We start from the raw sequence: 18,527 nt of genomic DNA, 5'->3' as shown, positions 1-18,527 counted from the left end.
ACTATTCTTTTTCAATGGTTAAATTTTTTGACGTAAGGGTCGCTAAAAACTGACTCGCTTTTTCAATGTTTCTGCTTCGCCTCATATCCGGTAAGCTTTTTAAAAAAACTTGCCCATAAGGACGGGTTACTAATCTATCGTCACATATTACCATGACACCTTGGTCGGTAACATCACGAATTAACCTTCCTACCCCTTGTTTTAGTGCAATAACCGCTTGAGGTAACTGAATTTCACTAAAGGGATCACCACCTTGACGACGAACATCTTCACTGCGCGCTTGTAACATAGGATCGTCTGGTGAAGCGAAAGGTAATTTATCAATGATCACACAGGTTAATTTATCTCCCCTGACATCAACCCCTTCCCAAAAGCTGGCGGTCGCTAATAATACGGCTGAATCCTTTTCAATAAATTCATCTAGAATTTTGCGCTTACTCATTTGGCCTTGCACAAGGAGAGGATTATCGATGTGCTCAGCTAATATTTCTGCAACTTGGTTTAACATCCGATAACTTGTAAATAATAAAAAACACGCCCCTTGGCTTGCTTCAATTAATGGCATTGCAATATCAGCAAGTGCTTGGGCGCGTTGAGGATGATTCGCAGCAGGTAAGTAACGAGGCACTATCAATTGTGATTGATTCAAGTAATCAAAAGGGCTATCAACCAACAACGTAGTCGCTTGGCCTAAACCCAGTTGATCTGAAAAGTGCTCAAAGCCATCATTTACCGCCAAGGTTGCCGAGGTAAATACCCAACCAGCATTCGAGTCTTTAATATAATCGTTAAACTTGTCTGCGACACTTAATGGCGTTAAATGTAACACAACATGACGACGTGTGGTTTCATACCAAAAACTCATGCCACTCTGTTCTACATTGGCCATTATCTCGTATTTTGACAGTACATTTACCACACGTTCAAAGCAATTATCAATCGCTTCATTACGTGAAACACACAACTTTATTACTTGATATAAAAAATCTAAGTCGGTTTTTAAATTCTTAAAAGCCTTATTAAAGCGAGGTAAGTTAATTTTTTCTCGCCAATTGCCTCGCTCAGGATCATGATTAAATAACAACCTAAATTCTTGTGCCGTTTTTTGGCATTTTTCCGCCGCTTTTCCTAATTGTTTTACGTCAGTAAGTTCGGTATGAAATTGCTGAATAACATCAGAGCATAAATCTAAAATTTGCCGAGTAGAAAACGCTTCGCCAAAATACTCACTGGCAATATCAGGAATTTGGTGTGCTTCATCAAAAATCACCACATCAGCTTTAGGAATTAATTCGCCAAACCCAGTATCTTTTAATGCCATGTCAGCAAAAAACAAGTGATGATTAACGACGACAACATCAGCATCAATTGCTTTTTTTCGAGCATTAATTAAATAGCAATCGTCAATATGCGGACAATCTTTAGCTAAGCAATTATCAACAGTACTTGTTACATAAGGAAAAATTCCAGAATCTTCTGCAACGTTCACTAACTCGCCAATATCACCACTGGTTGTTGAATTGGCCCACTTTCTGACATTAACAAAATCAGCAAGCATCGCCGCATCAAGTTGGCCACGCTCTTTAACATAAAGTTCAAGTCGGTAAAGGCATAAATAATTTGCTCGACCTTTTAATAAAGCAATTTGCGCATTAGTCGCCATTGCTTTTCGAATAAGTGGGATATCTTTATGGAAAAGTTGTTCTTGAAGGTTTTTAGTCCCTGTTGAGACAATAATTTTTTTTTCAGATAATAAGGATGGAATTAAATAAGCGAAAGTTTTCCCCGTTCCTGTGCCTGCTTCTACAATCAAACTCGTTTTATTTTCAATCGCTAATTCAACTTCCATCGCCATATCAATTTGAGCTTGGCGAGGGGAATAGCCATTGAGAATTTTAGCCAATAAGCCAGATTGAGAAAAAGCATGTTCTACAGGAGACATATCGTGAGGTTAACTCATTCGATAAAAATATTTGTCGCCATTATACTGATTCCGACAAAAGTTGCATCGAATAACCTTGCTGTTTTACTTCTTTTAGAGCATCAAGAAGAAAGCTTAACCGCAGACTCCCTTACTTTTAAATTAACCCCGCTTTCAATTAAAAATTGATAAAAATCAGAAAGATTACAATTTTCTACTTGTTGACAGACAATGCCATATTTAATAATCGCCCTTTTGTTACTTTGCAATGCAGCTTGTTGAAGCCAAAATAAGGCCAGCGTTAGGTCTTTCTCCGTTTCAATGCCTTCTAGGTACATTTGTGCTAAACGGATCTGCCCTTTTGGAAAGCCTAATTTTGCTGATTGAGTAAAATATTGAAATGCTTTACTGAAACCTTGCTCGTCGTATGGATCTTCAAAATATGCGACACCAGACAGATATTCTCTTTTACCTAAAATAAAGCTGCTTGAGTTTTCAGCAGGTCTTGAAGGACTGACGAAATTTCCAAATACTTTATTTTGAAAAGGACGTTTTACGAGGTAAATAGCGCCTGTATCTCTTAATGTTTGAATGTCATGATGGGAAAAATTAAATCTTTCCGGTTGAAAATACTCGGTATACCTTAATTGACCAAAACGAATACTATCTGCTGCTTTATGTTTACTTGGAAATAATAAATCACCGTAACGTAAAGTGATCACATCACCAGTAATATCAAAAACTTTAGCAATTCTATATTTTTCTTTGGGTCTTAAACTTTCATTAAATAATCGGAAATCTAAAAAATAAATATCATTAATTTTAGGCGCTGAAATAAACTTATTTGAAAGCGTTTGCTCTTCGTGATGTTGTTGATACTTTGATAAAATCAATGAAGCAATCATGATTACGACAGTAAACTTTAGCAAGCGACTTATGTACGTATTAGAAGAAAATAAATTTTTTGGAGCATAGTTATGCAATAGGTATTTTTTCATTTGGCCGAAAAAATTATCTGTCGATACGTTTGTTTGATGATAAACCAAAGTTACCCAACACCACTATTGCTCAATTAATAACCTAGTAATATCAGTAATTAAATCTAACATCAACAAGTAAATACTAAAACCTTCGTATTTTAGCTAATAATACTCTTCCAGCTAAAAAAACAACTAATAATAAATACAACGAATAAAAGTATGAATTAATAAGTAAGGTTATATACATTTAAATAACGACATGTAAAAAGCTCAGTCGCTAATTCAAACTAGATAAAAATATCAAGGTGTTTGATGTTTTCTTCATCGTCGTCATGCGCTTTTTTGGGGTGCAAAATATCTTGCTTATCCGTGATTACAGATTCTGTAGGAATGATATTTTCGTCAGTAAACTCATCTTCTTCAGCCTTGATTGTCGTTGTCTCATCATTTGAACCCTGTCCCTGCTTTGCTTGCTGACTATCCTGTTTTGAATCATGCTGCTTTTTACCTTTAATAAAATACAAGTCATGATTTTCTACATGATCATGATCTTCTTTTAATTTTTGAGTTTCCGCATCTTTTTTTAACGCTTTCACTCTAAGCTTTTCAGGCTTTATCGGCGTTGGTCTAACTTTTGTTAATACGGTCGTAAAAATATCCACAGAACCCACCTACCCAATTAATAACATTAACGACTCAATTAATCCTTTTTACCTACACCCTATATCGGCAAGTATAATAAATAACTTACTCTTAGACGATAAATTCATAAAACGATCACATTTAACACTTGCCCTAAATTAAAATTACCAGTAATGTAAATAGCAATTAGAAGTAATGACAGCACGAATAAAACAAGTATATTCGTCAAGTCAACATTACAATACAAAGACAACAAACGAGAGTTAAATAATATGAACCTTAACAGCATCCATCATCATCACCATCATACGGATTAGCTGCTCAGGTTTATTCGCTGAGGGGCTATTGACCTTTCAGTGGATTAGTTAGTAAAAATATCAGTTTCTAAACCCCCGAAAGAGTCAAACTCTCTCGGGGGTTTTTCGCATTTTATGGCTTTGAAAATTGTATATACACATATGGTTTTAAAGATTAAAAACAAGTTTTCACAAAATTAGCATTTATATAGGAAGTAGTAACATGACAACCGAAACAAGATTACGTATCGCGATGCAAAAGTCAGGACGCTTAAGCGATGATACCCAAGCCTTATTGAAAAAATGTGGCTTAAAACTTAACGTATCAGATCGTCGTTTACTTGCTCATGTCACCAATTTACCGATAGATATCATGCGAGTACGTAGTTCAGATATTCCCGGTTTAGTGATGGACGGCGTCTGTGATTTAGGTATCGTTGGAGATAATACCTTAGAAGAAACCGCGTTAGAACGAGAATTGATGGGGCAAAAGCACCAATATATTCGCACTACAGGTTTAAACTTCGGCGGCTGTCGCTTATCAATCGCCATGCCTGAAGGCTTCAATTATCAGGGCATACAAAGTTTAGATGGTTTGCGTTTTGCCACTACCTATCCGCAATTATTAAACCGTTTCGCCAAAGCCAATGGCATTAATATTGATTTTTGTTTATTAAAAGGCTCAGTAGAAGTAGCACCACGTGTTGGCTTAGCGGACGGCATTTGTGACTTAGTTTCTACCGGTGCAACTCTTGAAGCTAACGGTTTAGTTGAAGTGGAAGAAATTTTTAAATCAAAAGCTTCGTTGATCCAAACGGCATCAACATTGTCACCTGAAAAACAAAATATTCTCGATACTTTATTACCTCGTATTCAAGGAGTTATGAAAGCGAAAGAAAGTAAATACATCATGCTGCACGCGCCAAAAGATAAAATTGCTGAAGTGAGCGCATTAATGCCAGGTAAAGAAACGCCAACTATTTTACCACTTGCTGGTCGTGATGATTTAGTCGCTGTGCATGTAGTAGCAACTGAAACGTTTTTCTGGGAAACCATGGAAAAACTTAACTCGCTTGGCTGTAACTCAATTTTAGTTATGCCAATAGAAAAAATGATGGGCTAATCGTCACGGTATTGATAGCAGTTAGGAACGGGAAACAATGAAAAACGAAATGATCAACTGGCAGGCCTTATCAAAGCAAGAGCAACAAAATGCGCTTGCCCGTCCTGCCATCAGCGAAAGTAGGTTATTGTCGCAACAAGTTGAAAATATATTATCCAATGTACGCAACAATGGTGATAAAGCACTTTTTGAATTAACTGAAAAGTTTGATGGCGTTAAGCTCAACAAACTATCTGTTAGCCAAGCACAAATTAACGCAGCCAAAAAAGCGTTAACCCCGAAAAGATACCAAGCAATTAAAACGGCTTATGAGCAAATTAGACGATTTCACCAAGCGCAAATCGCAGAAGATATCACGGTAGAAACCACTCCTGGCGTTCGATGTACTTTAAAGACGGAAGCAATTGAAAGTGTTGGTTTATATATTCCAGCTGGTAGCGCACCATTGCCGTCAACGGTATTAATGTTAGGTGTACCAGCACAACTTGCACAATGTCCTCGTACTGTTTTAGTGTGCCCGCCAGATAAGCAAGGAAATTTAGCCAACGAAGTATTAGTGGCTGCTGATTTATGTGAAATAGATGAAATATATAGTGTCGGTGGCGCGCAAGGTTGTGCAGCGTTGGCGTTTGGCACAGAAACGATTCAGGCGGTAAATAAAATATTTGGTCCGGGTAATAAATACGTTACTGAGGCGAAAAAACAACTTTCTCAACAAGTGAACGGGTTTGCTATCGACATGCCTGCCGGCCCTTCTGAAGTGTTAGTGATTGCCGATAAAAACGCCAATGCTGCGTTTGTTGCCGCCGATTTATTGTCTCAAGCCGAGCATGGTCCAGACAGCCAAGTAATATTATTATCTGACAGCCAATCATTGATTGAAGCGGTACAAAGCCAATTACTTGCTCAAGTGGCTATTTTATCTCGTCGCTCAATAGCCGAACAAGCATTAACGCAAAGTCGCTTAATTTTAACAAGTAATTTGGCTGAAGCGGTTGAGGTGTCTAATCTTTATGGTCCTGAACACTTAATTATTCAAACCGAAAATGCACAAGATTTACTGAATAAACTTAGAAATGCAGGCTCTATATTTGTTGGCGCCTACACTCCAGAATCGGCCGGTGATTATGCCAGTGGTACTAATCACGTATTACCAACCTATGGCTATTCCAAAGTTATCTCTAGCTTGTCATTAGCGGATTTTTCTAGGCGCTATACGGTGCAAGAAATCACAAAAACCGGTTTGTCTAATTTAGCAGAATGCATTACCGAGTTAACTGACGCTGAAGGGTTAGACGGTCATAAACGGGCTGTGACTATTCGACTAGAAGAGCAAGGAGCCTAACATGACAATTGCTAAAAAGCTTGCCAGAGAAGAACTGGTTGATATGGTACCATATCAATCTGCACGCCGCTTGTATGCAGGCGGCAGTGAGTTTTCGTCTAAAATTTGGCTCAACGCAAATGAAGCGTCCGGGTCTGGTACTTATCAAGTAAATAGTGACTGTATTAACCGTTACCCAGATTTTCAACCAGACAATTTAATTAATGCCTATAGTGAATATACTGGGCTTAACAATAGTAATATATTAGCAACCCGCGGTGCAGATGAAGGCATTGAATTATTAATCAGAACATTTTGTAAAGCATATCAAGACAGCATTTTAATCTGCCCTCCCACGTATGGCATGTATGCAATAAGTGCTGAAAATCATGGTGCTAACATTATTAAAGTACCGCTAATTGCTGAAACATCGCAACTTGATTTAACGGCATTAAAAGCACAAGTAGGCAAAGTAAAAGTGGTCTTTTTATGTTCGCCTGGTAATCCAACCGGAAATTTATTAACAGAAGATTCGATTAAATCGGCGTTAGATATGTTTGGTGACAGCGCCATTGTGGTAGTGGATGAAGCTTACATCGAATTTAGTCCTGAAAATACGGCAATAAAATGGCTTGAACAATATCCGCAATTAGTGGTGTTAAGAACCCTTTCTAAGGCTTTTGCATTAGCTGGCTTACGTTGTGGTTTTACCTTAGCTAATGCCGATATTATTGAAATGTTAAGTAAAGTAATTGCGCCTTACCCTATTTCTGCACCTGTTGCTGAAATAGCCAGTTCGGTATTATCAGCACAAGGATTAGAACAAGTCAGCATTCGCGTAAAAGAGACCAATCTTTTACGAGAGCAATTATCAACTTGGCTACAAGCACAATCTTGGTGTCAGAAAGTCTATCCAAGCGATGCAAATTTTGTCTTATTTAAGACCACAAACCCCGAGACTAAAGCGTTTATTTTTAACTGCCTCGAGCAACAAGGCATTTTAATTCGCGATCAATCAAAACAGCTACAATTAGCCGATTGCTTACGGATCAGTATCGGCAGTGAACGTGAGTTATCCATTTTAAAGCAAACTATCGCCAACGCGATAAATAACAAATTGAAAGAAGAGAAGTAATCATGGCACTGAATGCTAAAAACCAAAATATATTATTTATCGATCGAGACGGTACGTTAATAGAAGAGCCGATCACAGATAAACAAGTCGATACTCTTGAAAAATTAGTTTTTGAACCTAACGTGGTGCCCGTTTTATTATCATTACAAAAAAAAGGCTATCGTTTAGTCATGGTTTCTAACCAAGATGGTTTAGGAACAGACAGCTACCCACAAGCTGATTTTGATTTACCTCATGATAAAATGATGGATATTTTTTCTTCACAAGGCGTGCAATTTGACGAAGTATTACTTTGTCCTCATTTTGATGAAGATAACTGTAGCTGTCGCAAACCTAAGTTAGGCTTGGTGAGTGATTATTTACAACAAGGAAAAGTAAATTTTGCCAATTCATTTGTCATAGGCGACCGAGATACCGACATGCAACTTGCTGCCAATATGGGCATTCAAGGCATCAAGTATAATCGTGACTCGCTCAATTGGGATGATATCGCAGAGCAATTATTAACCCAATCTCGTACGGCAAATATTGTTAGAACCACAAAAGAAACCGACATTAATGTTGCCGTTAATTTAGATAAAGTTGGTGCAGTAAACATTAAAACTGGTTTGGGATTTTTTGATCACATGCTTGAACAAATCGCGACACACGGTGGCTTTTCAATGGAGATCAGTGTTGATGGCGACTATCACATTGATGAACATCACAGTGTTGAAGACACCGCATTAGCGCTTGGCCAAGCATTAAAAGAAGCACTTGGCGATAAACGTGGCATTGGCCGTTTTGGTTTTGTTTTACCTATGGATGAATGCCGAGCAGAATGTTCTATTGATTTATCTGGTCGTCCATGGCTTGAATTTGACGCGAATTTCACCGATAAAAATGTCGGTCAAATGTCAACGCAAATGGTGTCTCACTTTTTCCGTTCATTAGCTGATTCAATGGCGATAACATTACATTTATCAACCACAGAAGGTAATTGTCATCACCAGGTTGAAAGTTTATTCAAAGTATTTGGTCGTGCTTTACGTCAAGCTATCACGGTAAGTGGTGACGTTTTGCCTAGCTCAAAAGGAACGCTTTAATGGCGAGTGCTGCTATAACACAACAAAATATCGTAATTGTTGATACTGGATGTGCCAACCTTTCATCGGTTAAATTTGCCGTTGAACGTTTAGGTTATCAAACAACAATTACCGACGATGTTTCATTAATTAAACAGGCTGACAAAGTGATTTTCCCTGGTGTAGGTAGTGCTAAACACGCCATGGAAAACATCGTCAAAAAAGGCTTAGTTGAAACGCTCCAGCAATTAACTCAGCCTGTTTTAGGCTTTTGCTTAGGCATGCAATTGATGACCCAATCATCGTCAGAAAACAGTAACGGCGAAACAGTAGAATGCTTAAAGTTAATACCAACCGAAGTAAAACCACTTGATGCACAATCATTACGTTTGCCTCATATGGGTTGGAATACCTTAACTTCGGTGAGCGATCATCCCGTTTTTGCGGGGATCAATGTCGGCGATTATTTTTATTTTGTTCATAGTTTTGCTGCGCCAATAAGCGAATTTACCGTCGCAAGTTGTCATTATGGTTCAGAGTTTTCTGCCGCTATCGCCAAAGATAATTTTATTGGTTGCCAATTTCACCCTGAACGTTCAAGTGAGTTAGGCAGTAAAATAATCAAAAATTTTTTAGCCCTGAAATAAATTATTAAGAGATATAACATTATGATGATCCCAGCAATTGATCTGATAAACGGCGACGTAGTTCGTTTATTTCAAGGTGATTACGCTCAAAAAACCAATTACCAATATACTGTGCAAGAACGTCAACAAACCTACGCGAATTCTGGCGCTACAGTCATGCATTTTGTTGATTTAGACGGCGCAAAAGACAGTACAAAACGTCAACTTGACACTTTAAAAACGGTGGTAAAGCATCCAAGTATGACCATTCAAGTGGGCGGCGGTGTTCGTTGTGAAGACGATGTAAAACAGCTTCTTGATTTAGGCGCCGATCGCGTGGTGATCGGTAGTTTAGCGATAAAACAGCCTGACTTAGTTAGTGAATGGCTAAAAACTTATGGCAGCGACAAAATCGTCTTGGCACTTGATATAAAAATTGATGAACAAGGAAATAAAACCTTGCCTACTCATGGCTGGATAGAAGACAGCGGGGTTAATTTAGAAGACTTATTAGCACAATATCAAGATGCCGGTATTAAACATGTACTGTGTACTGATATCAGTAAAGACGGAACATTAACCGGCACAAATGTCGATTTGTATTATGAAGTTTGTAAAAACTACCCTGATATACAATGGCAAGCTTCCGGTGGCATTGGCAGCTTAGACGATATAAAAGCATTAATTCCCACAGGAGTAAGCGGCGTAATTTTAGGTCGTTCATTACTTGAAGGTAAATTTACCCTTGAGGAGGCAATCGCATGTTGGCCAAACGCATAATACCTTGTCTTGATGTACGAGACGGAAAAGTAGTAAAAGGGGTACAATTTCGTAACCATGAAATCATTGGCGATATCGTGCCACTTGCACAAAAGTATGCTGAAGCAGGTGCAGATGAATTAGTTTTTTACGATATTACGGCAAGTTCGGATGCCCGTGTTGTAGATAAAAGTTGGGTCAGTAGAATTGCAGAAGTGATTGATATTCCCTTTTGTGTCGCCGGCGGTATTAAAACCGAGCAAGATGCCAAAGAAATATTAATGATGGGCGCTGATAAAATATCAATTAACTCTCCTGCCCTTCGTGATCCATCACTGATTTCACGCTTGGCAGATGTCTTTGGACAACAATGTATCGTGGTTGGCATTGATAGCTTTTACGATAAAGAAACTAATGTTTATCAAGTGTATCAATTTACCGGTGATGAGCATAAAACACAGCAAACCAAATGGACCACCTTTGATTGGATCAAAGAAGTTCAAACGCGCGGCGCAGGTGAAATTGTTTTAAACTGTATGAATCAAGACGGTGTCAGACAAGGTTACGACCTTGAGCAATTAACCAAAGCACGTGAAGTATGTAATGTGCCATTAATTGCATCAGGCGGTGCTGGCGAAATACAACATTTTATCGATGTTTTTCAACAAGCCGATGTTGATGGTGCCTTAGCGGCAAGTGTCTTTCATAAAGGTATTATTCCTATGGACATTTTAAAACAAACGTTAAATCAGAATCAGGTAGCAATTAGACTATGTTAGTAACTCAAGAAAACCTTCAAACATTAGCATGGGAAAAAATGGAAAACCTGATCCCTGCTATTATTCAGCATCACAAAACCGGTGCTATTTTAATGCAAGGTTACATGAACCAAGCGTCATTAGCACAAACATTAAGCACAGAAAAAGCGACGTTTTATAGTCGTTCAAAACAAAACTTATGGGTGAAAGGCGAGACGTCAGGTCATTACCTTAACGTTAAACAAGTGCTTGCTGATTGCGATAAAGATAGTTTACTAATTGCTTGTGAGCCTATCGGGCCAAGCTGCCATTTAGGTACAGAGTCATGTTTTCCAGAGCAATCACTCACACAACAAAACTTTTTAAGTCAACTTGAAGAAGTGATAAAAAGCCGTAAAAACGATGCTCCAGAAGACAGCTATACTGCACACCTTTTCTCTCGTGGCACCACTAAAATGGCACAAAAAGTAGGAGAAGAAGGCGTTGAAGTTGCCCTTGCTGCTGTCGCTGAAACCAAAGAAGACTTACTTGGCGAATGTGCTGATTTGTTTTATCACACTTTAGTTCTACTGCAAGATCAAAACATTGATATGGCAGAAGTGATGGAAGTGTTGCAAAAAAGACATCAAAAATAATCCCGCGCTTACATGTAAAACTATTACTCAAAGGCATCTTCTAAAGAATAGGAGATGCCTTTATTTTTTTGCAAGGCTATACTGATATCAATCTATTAATATTTACCTTACATATAACGCATTAATTTAGGCTATTTAATGTTAAAAATCTTCACCTATAAATTGTGTTTTTTTATTCCTTTCTTTGTGCTGCAAAGTCTATTTTTCTCTTATGCAAGTCATGCTGAAAAAGTGACTATTTTCATCCGAGATGATGTCTATTACGATTATGAAAAGTTTGTCGAGGGTAGAGATATCTTATCGATTAAGAACTTTTCAGGTAAAACAATTCGTCGTGATGTCGTTGACATGATAATTGCACAACAAGCTCTGAAAATCGGCGGTTTCGAGCACACTTTTGAATACGTTCCAGGCAAATTAAATTTTCGAAATACCAAGCTTCTCGAAGAAGGAAAATTACTGATCAGCTTTGACTCTTACTGGTTATCTGATGCAGAAAAATTAGCCCACGAGGTTTATATCTCACTGCCCTTAATTAACAAAGGTGAATATATTGCGGGCATCTATACCAATCCAAAAAATAAAGCGGTGCTGGCAATCAAATCACTCGAAGATTTATCTCAATTTACAGCCGTATCCACGCCAAGATGGGCAACTGATTGGAAAACTCTACAAGCATTACCCTTAAAAGACTTAATACGTGAAGATGAATGGCTTAGTCAGGCAAGAATGGTGAACTTAGGTTGGATAGATTTTATGCTAATGGCATTTCATTCAACAGCAGATAAATCCTTTACCATGGATAAAATTCATTTAGTGCCGGTTAAAGATATTGGCATTGAATTAAAAGATAGTCGACACTATGTGATTAGCAAAAAGCACCCACTAGGCGCTGAAGCAACCAAGGCTATCGATATCGGCTTAAAAGTACTAAGAAAAGAAAAACGTATCAGCCGCGCGTATCAACAAGCAGGTTTCTTTGTTGATAAAAATATAATCCATATTTTAAATAAATAACTCCCTTCTAGCCTTAAACGAGAAAGTTTTTCTCTGTACTCGTTTAAATAAATCTCCCTTATTCTTACTTCAAAATGTCACATTTTTATCAAATATAATTGAACTTTCATTAACAAAAATGTAATATACGCGCCCTACTATTTACGGAACTTATTAACGGCTAAGGAATAGCAATGTTTAAATATTGGTCCATTAAAAAATACGGTACAAAATTACTACCTTATTTAGAAAGAAAGTTTGGTAAGCGTGACTTTTATAGTGCGTCTGAGATTAGAACAATTGTGTATACAAAAGATTTTAATCCTAAGTATTTACCACTCGGTTACATATTATTTCTTGATCCTAAAGACGTTCAACAAACATTTTATATCGAATTTCCTCAACTAGATATTAATGAATATAAACAAGAAATATTGAATTATTTAGATAAAAAAAGCTATCAAGGCTATTTGCAAGTTTTACACAACGCAGCATAGCGCTTCACTTTCAAGCTTAATCGTCTATACAAAACACATCAAACATGGTCAAATGATTTTATTTGATCATGTTTTTTTATGTCTATACAAAACTCTTGGCAAGTTAAAACCTTTAAACAATTATCTCTTGATGAATTATATGATGCATTAAAATTACGTATCGATGTATTTGTCGTAGAACAAACCTGCTTTTACCCAGATCTTGATGATCTCGACCGACACCCAGAGACTCGACATATCTTTTTGTATAATGATAAAAATGAAATGATTGCCTATTCTCGAATTTTAGCGCAAGGGGTTTGTTATCAAACATCGCCTGCAATAGGTCGTGTTATTGTTGCAGAGCAAGCAAGAGGTCAAGGAATTGCCCATCAATTGATTCAAAAATCTTTAGAGGTGTGCTCTATGATCTTCCCTAAACAATTAATTAAAATATCAGCGCAAGAACACTTAGCACAATTTTATAACCGTCATGGGTTTATCAGCTGCTCTGAGATGTATTTAGAAGATGGTATTCCACACATATCAATGATAAAAACACCTTAGTATTTACTTAAGAATCAACGAGTAAATACTAAAATGTCGGGAGTTATCAGTTCTTATTAGAGCGTGATGAAAAATCTAATATTTTCAATCGCCAATATTATTATCGCGAGGAAACTCGTCAACATACCTAATTGCCTAAATTTACTAGGGCCTGTTGAGTGAGTGATGCCAATACTATGCAAAATTCTGCCAATAAAAAATGCGGCGCCCACGGCATGTAATAACAATTGAGCACTACCGTTTATTTCAGCACAAGCCAGTAATAAAATCACTATTGGCGTGTATTCGGCAAAATTGCCATGTACTCTAATTGCTTGTGCTAGAGGCTCATGCCCTCCATCCCCTATGCCAGTTTTAAATCGATAGCGAAGTTTAATAATTCGCACCGCTAATACGATATAAAGCAAGCCTAATAATGAAAGATAAAGTCCTGTTATTGTAAGATTTAGCATAAGTTATCCATAAATTTAAAAAGAAAGTAATAGCACTAGTTTACTTAAATTACCCTGATTAATAAGTAATTAAATGTGAAAATTAATGACAAAATGTATTTCAATAGTATTTTCGTTTGAGCATTAAAAAAGCCAGTAATAATCATTACTGGCTTTACAAAATTAGATTAGCAGCTTTTCAAACAATTAAGCTAATTCTTTTGCTAAAAGCGCACTCACTTCTTCAACGGGTTGTGTTCCATCAATCGTTAAATATGAGCAAGCACCTGATGATGCTTCTGCTTGATAATAATCAACCAAAGGTTTAGTTTGTTCGTGGTAAATACCTAAACGCTTACGTACCGTTGCTTCTTCATCATCTGGACGAATAGATAACTCTTCGCCAGTTTCATCATCCTTACCTTCTTCTTTAGGTGGATTATAAACAATGTGATAAACACGACCAGAGCCAGCATGAACACGACGTCCTGCCATACGCTCTACGATAACTTCATCAGGTACATCAAACTCAATAACGCTATCAACGGCAACGCCATTTTCTTTCATCGCATCCGCTTGAGGGATCGTACGAGGAAAACCGTCTAATAAAAATCCTGCTTTACAATCATCTTCTGCAATACGTTCTTTCACTAACCCGATAATTAATTCGTCAGAAACTAATTGACCCGCATCCATCACAGCTTTCGCTTTTTGACCAAGTTCAGTACCCGCTTTAATAGCAGCACGAAGCATATCGCCAGTTGAAATTTGTGGAATACCAAATTTAGCCATTAAAAATTGTGCTTGAGTACCTTTACCAGCGCCCGGAGCACCTAACAAAATTATTCGCATAGAATGTTGCCCTATATGTTTAATATACTTATTTGGCTGTAAAACTACTTATTATGAAGAAAATACTCATGTATTTACCTAATAATTTAACAGCCAAATCAGTATGCTTTATTCTTTTTTTAAAGTTGCCACACTATACATATTCACTTGTTGTCTAACAAGTAGCATTTCAAGGTATACAACAAAAAAGGGGCAAAAAAGCCCCTTTTTTCTACTAAAGTCTAATCAAACATTTGTTTGATTTTTCCATTTAAACGTTTCAACAATTTAAATGGATCCAATAGGTGATTTACTTAGTTAAGCTCAACATTAATTTATTTAAACGAGAAACGAAGCTAGCAGGATCTTTTAAGCTACCGCGCTCAGCTAACATGGCTTGTTCAAATAATACTTCTGTCCATTGCTTGAATTTTTCATCATCTGTTTCATCAGCAACATGTTTTACTAATTCATGCTCAGCATTGATTTCAAAAATAGGTAATGTTTCTGGTACTTCCTGACCTACCGATTGCATTAATTTAATCATTTGGCTACTCATATCATGCTCATCAGCAACAATACAAGCAGGCGAGTCGGTTAAACGTTGTGACAATTTAACGTCTTTTACTTTGCCTTCTAACGATGTTTTAATGCGAGAAACCACTGAATCAAACTCTTGCTCAAGTTTTTCTTGTGCTTCTTTTGTCGCTTCATCTTCCATTTCACCTAAATCTAAACCGCCACGAGTAACTGATTGCAATTGCTTGCCATCAACCTCTGTTAAATGACTCACTAACCATTCATCGATACGGTCAGACATTAATAACACTTCAATGCCTTTCTTGCGGAAAACTTCTAAATGCGGGCTGTTTTTCGCCGCTTCAAAGCTATCAGCAACTACATAATAAATTTTATCCTGGCCTTCTTTCATGCGTTCAATGTATTCAGGAATTGAAACATTTTGTACGGCGGTGTCAGTTTCTGTAGAAGCAAAACGTAATAATTTAGCCACTTGCTCTTTATTAGCGTGATCTTCAGCAGGACCTTCTTTTAATACTTGACCGAATTCATTCCAGAAAATTTGATATTGCTCTTTATCTTTATTACCAAGCTTTTCAAGCATTTTAAGCACACGCTTAGTACAGCCTTTACGAATAGCTTGAGTAATTTTGTTGTCTTGTAAAATTTCACGAGAAACGTTTAACGGTAAATCATTTGAGTCTAATAACCCTTTTACAAAACGTAGGTACGTTGGCATAAACTGTTCAGCGTCATCCATAATAAAAACACGTTGAACAAATAATTTTAAGCCGTGCTGTTTTTCACGGTTGTGCATATCAAATGGCGCTTTACTTGGAATATAAAGCAAAGACGTATATTCAGTTTTCCCTTCGACTTTGTTGTGCTCCCATAAAAGTGGGTCACCAAAATCATGAGAAACATGCTTGTAAAACTCTTTATATTCATCATCAGATACTTCTGACTTTTCACGCGTCCATAATGCTGTTGCTTTGTTAACTGCTTCCCACGTTGCCGGAATAGCTTCACGAGCTTCAACAGCAGGTGTTGTTACATTGCCTTCGTCATCTTTTACTTCTGCAACCGCTTCAACAGCAGGAACTTCAGGTGTTAGCATTTCTACTTTCACTGAAATATGATCAGAGTATTTTGTCACAATAGATTTTAAACGCCAGTCATCCGCATATTCTGACTCTTCTTCTTTTAAGTGAAGAATAATGTCGGTACCGCGGTTCGCTTTTTCTATTTTAGCGGTTGTAAACTCACCTTCACCCGCACTTGTCCACTCAACACCTTCATTGGCAGGTACACCAGCAGCACGAGAACGAACTGTGACATGATCTGCAACAATAAATGCCGAGTAAAAACCAACACCGAATTGCCCAATCAGCTGAGAGTCAGACGCTTGGTCGCCAGAAAGTTGTGAGAAAAACTCAGCGGTACCTGATTTAGCAATCGTGCCTAAGTGCTCAATGATTTGCTCTTGAGTCATACCAATACCGTTATCAGAAATGGTAATAGTATTATTTTCTTTATCACAACTAACACGAACGCGTAAGTCACCATCACCTTCATATAAATCCGCTTGAGATAACGCTTTAAAACGAAGTTTATCAGCAGCATCAGCAGCATTTGACACTAATTCTCGTAAGAAAATTTCTTTATTTGAATATAACGAGTGGATCATCAATTGAAGCAATTGCTTCACTTCAGTTTGAAAACCATGAACTTCTTTTTGGTCTGTGTCTGACATATGTAAAACTTCCTACATTAACTATTTTAAACGATTGGTTAGCGCGAATAAGTTAATAAACGCGTTGATAGTTAACATGTGGGGTTTAGGAAAGTTATTTCAAGGAAAAATTTTTGCTATTTAAGGAATTATTTAAAATTAATGAGGATACAAAGCTTTATGGGACTGTCTAATTTTCTCAACAATATATTCAGGCGTATCTTTACTTAATGCCATACATATTGGCGCTTGATTCATTTCATCAAAAGTATACACTTTTTCTACGGCGTCTTTAGGTAAATCAAGTTCATTTATCATTTGAAAAATAGCCATTTCAGCTTCAACAATCAGATCTACTCTATTTTTAAGTAGCATTAATATATTCGAATCATTGGTTGCAGTTAATTGAAGATTTACCCCTTCTTTCATCCCTTTACTAATGAAAAACTCATGAGGAAAAGTCCCTCTGGTTAAGTTAATCGAATAATTTGCCAGATCACTGGCTGAATTTATTTTTATATCTTCTCGATTTGCCAACTTATACACAGAATGAATTGTGCTTTTGCCTATTGGGCAAATCCAATGAAATAAATTTTCTCGAATTGGCGTGCGAAAAATAGAGTAAATTAAGGTGTTTTTGTGGGTTCTTGCGTAAGAAAAAGCACGTTGCCAAGGATAAAGGTTTATTTCGTAAGGAATATTAGCATCAGCTAAAATAGCTTTGACTAACTCAGTAGAGGTACCAACAATTTCGTTATTTTTATCGAAATAATTAAAGGGAAACCAAGTTTCTGTCACAACAGAGAGTTTAAATTCAGCATCTTTTACTTGTGTGGCATCACCTTTTGCTATGCTGCCTTGAACACACAGCATAAAACAAAGCCCAACAATGATTTTAAAGCACTTTTGTAAAGGGTTATTATTCATATTTATTGGCACTGTGTTCCTTTAGCATTAGTGTATGTGTTGTTGATAAAAAAACTCTCTTACAAGCTTGTTAGTCACTCCTTGATTTTTTAATTCGATCAGCGATTGTTGAAATTGATAAGCTTTGTTGTTTGTCGTTAAAACATATTCCCTATTAACTAAAGATTTATCAGATAGCGGATCAAATGCAGTATTGTATTCCTCCAAAGCAAATTGAGATTTTCTTGAAAAACCAAGATGCAAAACCGTGGGATTTTCATTGATACTATAAACTTTTATATTCTCGTTCGGATTTTGAGCTAAAAAATAATTAATGTTATCTTCATTATAAAAATAAAAGTCGACTTGTTTTTTACTAATTAAATCTACAACTTGTGCTAATGATAAATCGTAACCAGAGCGCATGAATACACCGTATTTTTCACCATCAATAGGCTTAGCTCCATGAGCAATGAGTAAGGTTTTTCCTTTCATTTCTGCTAACGACTTAACAGGTTTCGTATCAACATGAGAAATTATCGCAGATCGACTTTTCAAACCGCTATCAATAAAATGAAGGTACTCTTCTCTTTCATCCGAGTAACCTAATCCTGGATAAAAATCAATTTCACCAGATTTCAACATATGTAAAACACGCTTTTTAGGTGCCCGAATTACTTTAAGCTGACAGCCAATATTAGCTAATGCTTTGCTATATAAAGCATAATAAAGCCCTTCATGGCTTGGTGCTTCAGCAATAAAAGGTAAACGTTCAGAAGTGCGATAGCCCATAACAACTTCACAAG

Annotated in this window: 19 protein-coding genes; 11 read left to right on the top strand and 8 right to left on the bottom strand. The window is 37.0% G+C overall.

Translation table 11 applies throughout. The features are described from left to right. Nucleotide 1: 1 nt before the first annotated feature. The 3 genes from Q4493_RS15080 to Q4493_RS15070 all read right to left on the bottom strand — a co-directional run bounded on the left by Q4493_RS15080 (nt 2) and on the right by Q4493_RS15070 (nt 3,563). Nucleotides 2-1,942, bottom strand: a complete 1,941-nt coding sequence (locus Q4493_RS15080) for an ATP-dependent DNA helicase (protein ID WP_303454344.1) — start codon at nt 1,940-1,942, stop codon at nt 2-4. 101 nt (nt 1,943-2,043) lie between these two features. After that, entirely contained in the window at nt 2,044-2,826 is a 783-nt protein-coding gene (locus Q4493_RS15075; RefSeq protein WP_303454342.1) for a tetratricopeptide repeat protein, read from the bottom strand. Between the two features lie 362 nt (nt 2,827-3,188). Beyond that, a complete protein-coding gene (locus Q4493_RS15070) occupies nt 3,189-3,563 on the bottom strand; it encodes a hypothetical protein (protein WP_303454340.1) in 375 nt (124 codons plus the stop codon). A gap of 499 nt (nt 3,564-4,062) precedes the next feature. Between Q4493_RS15070 and hisG the strand changes: the two genes are divergently transcribed. The 11 genes from hisG (at nt 4,063) to Q4493_RS15015 (ending at nt 13,302) form a co-directional block, all read left to right on the top strand. Further along, the gene (gene hisG, locus Q4493_RS15065; protein ID WP_303454335.1) at nt 4,063-4,962 is read left to right on the top strand and encodes an ATP phosphoribosyltransferase; all 900 of its coding nucleotides are present in this window, start codon (nt 4,063-4,065) and stop codon (nt 4,960-4,962) included. A gap of 37 nt (nt 4,963-4,999) precedes the next feature. After that, nucleotides 5,000-6,307, top strand: a complete 1,308-nt coding sequence (gene hisD / locus Q4493_RS15060) for a histidinol dehydrogenase (RefSeq protein WP_303454332.1) — start codon at nt 5,000-5,002, stop codon at nt 6,305-6,307. A gap of 1 nt (nt 6,308) precedes the next feature. Further along, nucleotides 6,309-7,421: a histidinol-phosphate transaminase gene (gene hisC, locus Q4493_RS15055; RefSeq protein WP_303454329.1), complete on the top strand. Its 1,113-nt coding sequence runs from the start codon at nt 6,309-6,311 to the stop codon at nt 7,419-7,421. A gap of 2 nt (nt 7,422-7,423) precedes the next feature. Continuing rightward, a complete protein-coding gene (gene hisB / locus Q4493_RS15050; protein WP_303454326.1) occupies nt 7,424-8,506 on the top strand; it encodes a bifunctional histidinol-phosphatase/imidazoleglycerol-phosphate dehydratase HisB in 1,083 nt (360 codons plus the stop codon). Next, complete coding sequence (gene hisH, locus Q4493_RS15045; protein ID WP_303454323.1) at nt 8,506-9,132, top strand: imidazole glycerol phosphate synthase subunit HisH; 627 nt, start codon at nt 8,506-8,508, stop codon at nt 9,130-9,132. The genes hisB and hisH overlap by 1 nt, the downstream gene beginning before the upstream one ends. Before the next feature lie 21 nt (nt 9,133-9,153). Beyond that, nucleotides 9,154-9,891, top strand: coding sequence for a 1-(5-phosphoribosyl)-5-[(5-phosphoribosylamino)methylideneamino]imidazole-4-carboxamide isomerase (gene hisA / locus Q4493_RS15040; protein WP_303454320.1), 738 nt, complete (start codon nt 9,154-9,156; stop codon nt 9,889-9,891). Then, entirely contained in the window at nt 9,873-10,649 is a 777-nt protein-coding gene (gene hisF, locus Q4493_RS15035) for an imidazole glycerol phosphate synthase subunit HisF (RefSeq protein WP_303454318.1), read from the top strand. The genes hisA and hisF overlap by 19 nt, the downstream gene beginning before the upstream one ends. Continuing rightward, nucleotides 10,643-11,263: a bifunctional phosphoribosyl-AMP cyclohydrolase/phosphoribosyl-ATP diphosphatase HisIE gene (gene hisIE, locus Q4493_RS15030; RefSeq protein WP_303454315.1), complete on the top strand. Its 621-nt coding sequence runs from the start codon at nt 10,643-10,645 to the stop codon at nt 11,261-11,263. The genes hisF and hisIE overlap by 7 nt, the downstream gene beginning before the upstream one ends. Nucleotides 11,264-11,401: 138 nt before the next feature. Next, a complete protein-coding gene (locus Q4493_RS15025; RefSeq protein ID WP_303454312.1) occupies nt 11,402-12,280 on the top strand; it encodes a hypothetical protein in 879 nt (292 codons plus the stop codon). Nucleotides 12,281-12,453: 173 nt separating this feature from the next. Then, a complete protein-coding gene (locus Q4493_RS15020) occupies nt 12,454-12,756 on the top strand; it encodes a hypothetical protein (RefSeq protein WP_303454309.1) in 303 nt (100 codons plus the stop codon). Between the two features lie 78 nt (nt 12,757-12,834). Then, the gene (locus tag Q4493_RS15015; RefSeq protein ID WP_303454306.1) at nt 12,835-13,302 is read left to right on the top strand and encodes a GNAT family N-acetyltransferase; all 468 of its coding nucleotides are present in this window, start codon (nt 12,835-12,837) and stop codon (nt 13,300-13,302) included. Between the two features lie 56 nt (nt 13,303-13,358). Here the strand turns inward: Q4493_RS15015 and Q4493_RS15010 are convergent, their stop codons facing one another. From Q4493_RS15010 to Q4493_RS14990, 5 genes are all read right to left on the bottom strand, one after another. Continuing rightward, on the bottom strand, nt 13,359-13,754 hold the full coding sequence (locus tag Q4493_RS15010) for an MAPEG family protein (protein WP_303454305.1): 396 nt from the start codon (nt 13,752-13,754) through the stop codon (nt 13,359-13,361). A 186-nt stretch (nt 13,755-13,940) separates the two neighbouring features. Then, nucleotides 13,941-14,585 (bottom strand): adenylate kinase, encoded by a 645-nt coding sequence (gene adk / locus Q4493_RS15005; RefSeq protein ID WP_303454303.1) that lies wholly within the window; start codon nt 14,583-14,585, stop codon nt 13,941-13,943. A gap of 289 nt (nt 14,586-14,874) precedes the next feature. Continuing rightward, complete coding sequence (htpG, locus tag Q4493_RS15000) at nt 14,875-16,836, bottom strand: molecular chaperone HtpG (protein WP_303454301.1); 1,962 nt, start codon at nt 16,834-16,836, stop codon at nt 14,875-14,877. A gap of 138 nt (nt 16,837-16,974) precedes the next feature. Further along, entirely contained in the window at nt 16,975-17,754 is a 780-nt protein-coding gene (locus tag Q4493_RS14995) for an ABC transporter substrate-binding protein (protein ID WP_303454299.1), read from the bottom strand. Between the two features lie 15 nt (nt 17,755-17,769). After that, nucleotides 17,770-18,513 (bottom strand): ABC transporter substrate-binding protein, encoded by a 744-nt coding sequence (locus Q4493_RS14990; protein ID WP_303454297.1) that lies wholly within the window; start codon nt 18,511-18,513, stop codon nt 17,770-17,772. Between the last annotated feature and the right edge of the window lie 14 nt (nt 18,514-18,527).

It is taken from the genome of Colwellia sp. 1_MG-2023 (assembly GCF_030546755.1).
Lineage (GTDB): Bacteria > Pseudomonadota > Gammaproteobacteria > Enterobacterales > Alteromonadaceae > Thalassotalea_H.
The sequence above is the reverse complement of the archived record's forward strand: the minus strand, read 5'-3'. Positions and strand labels throughout refer to the sequence as shown.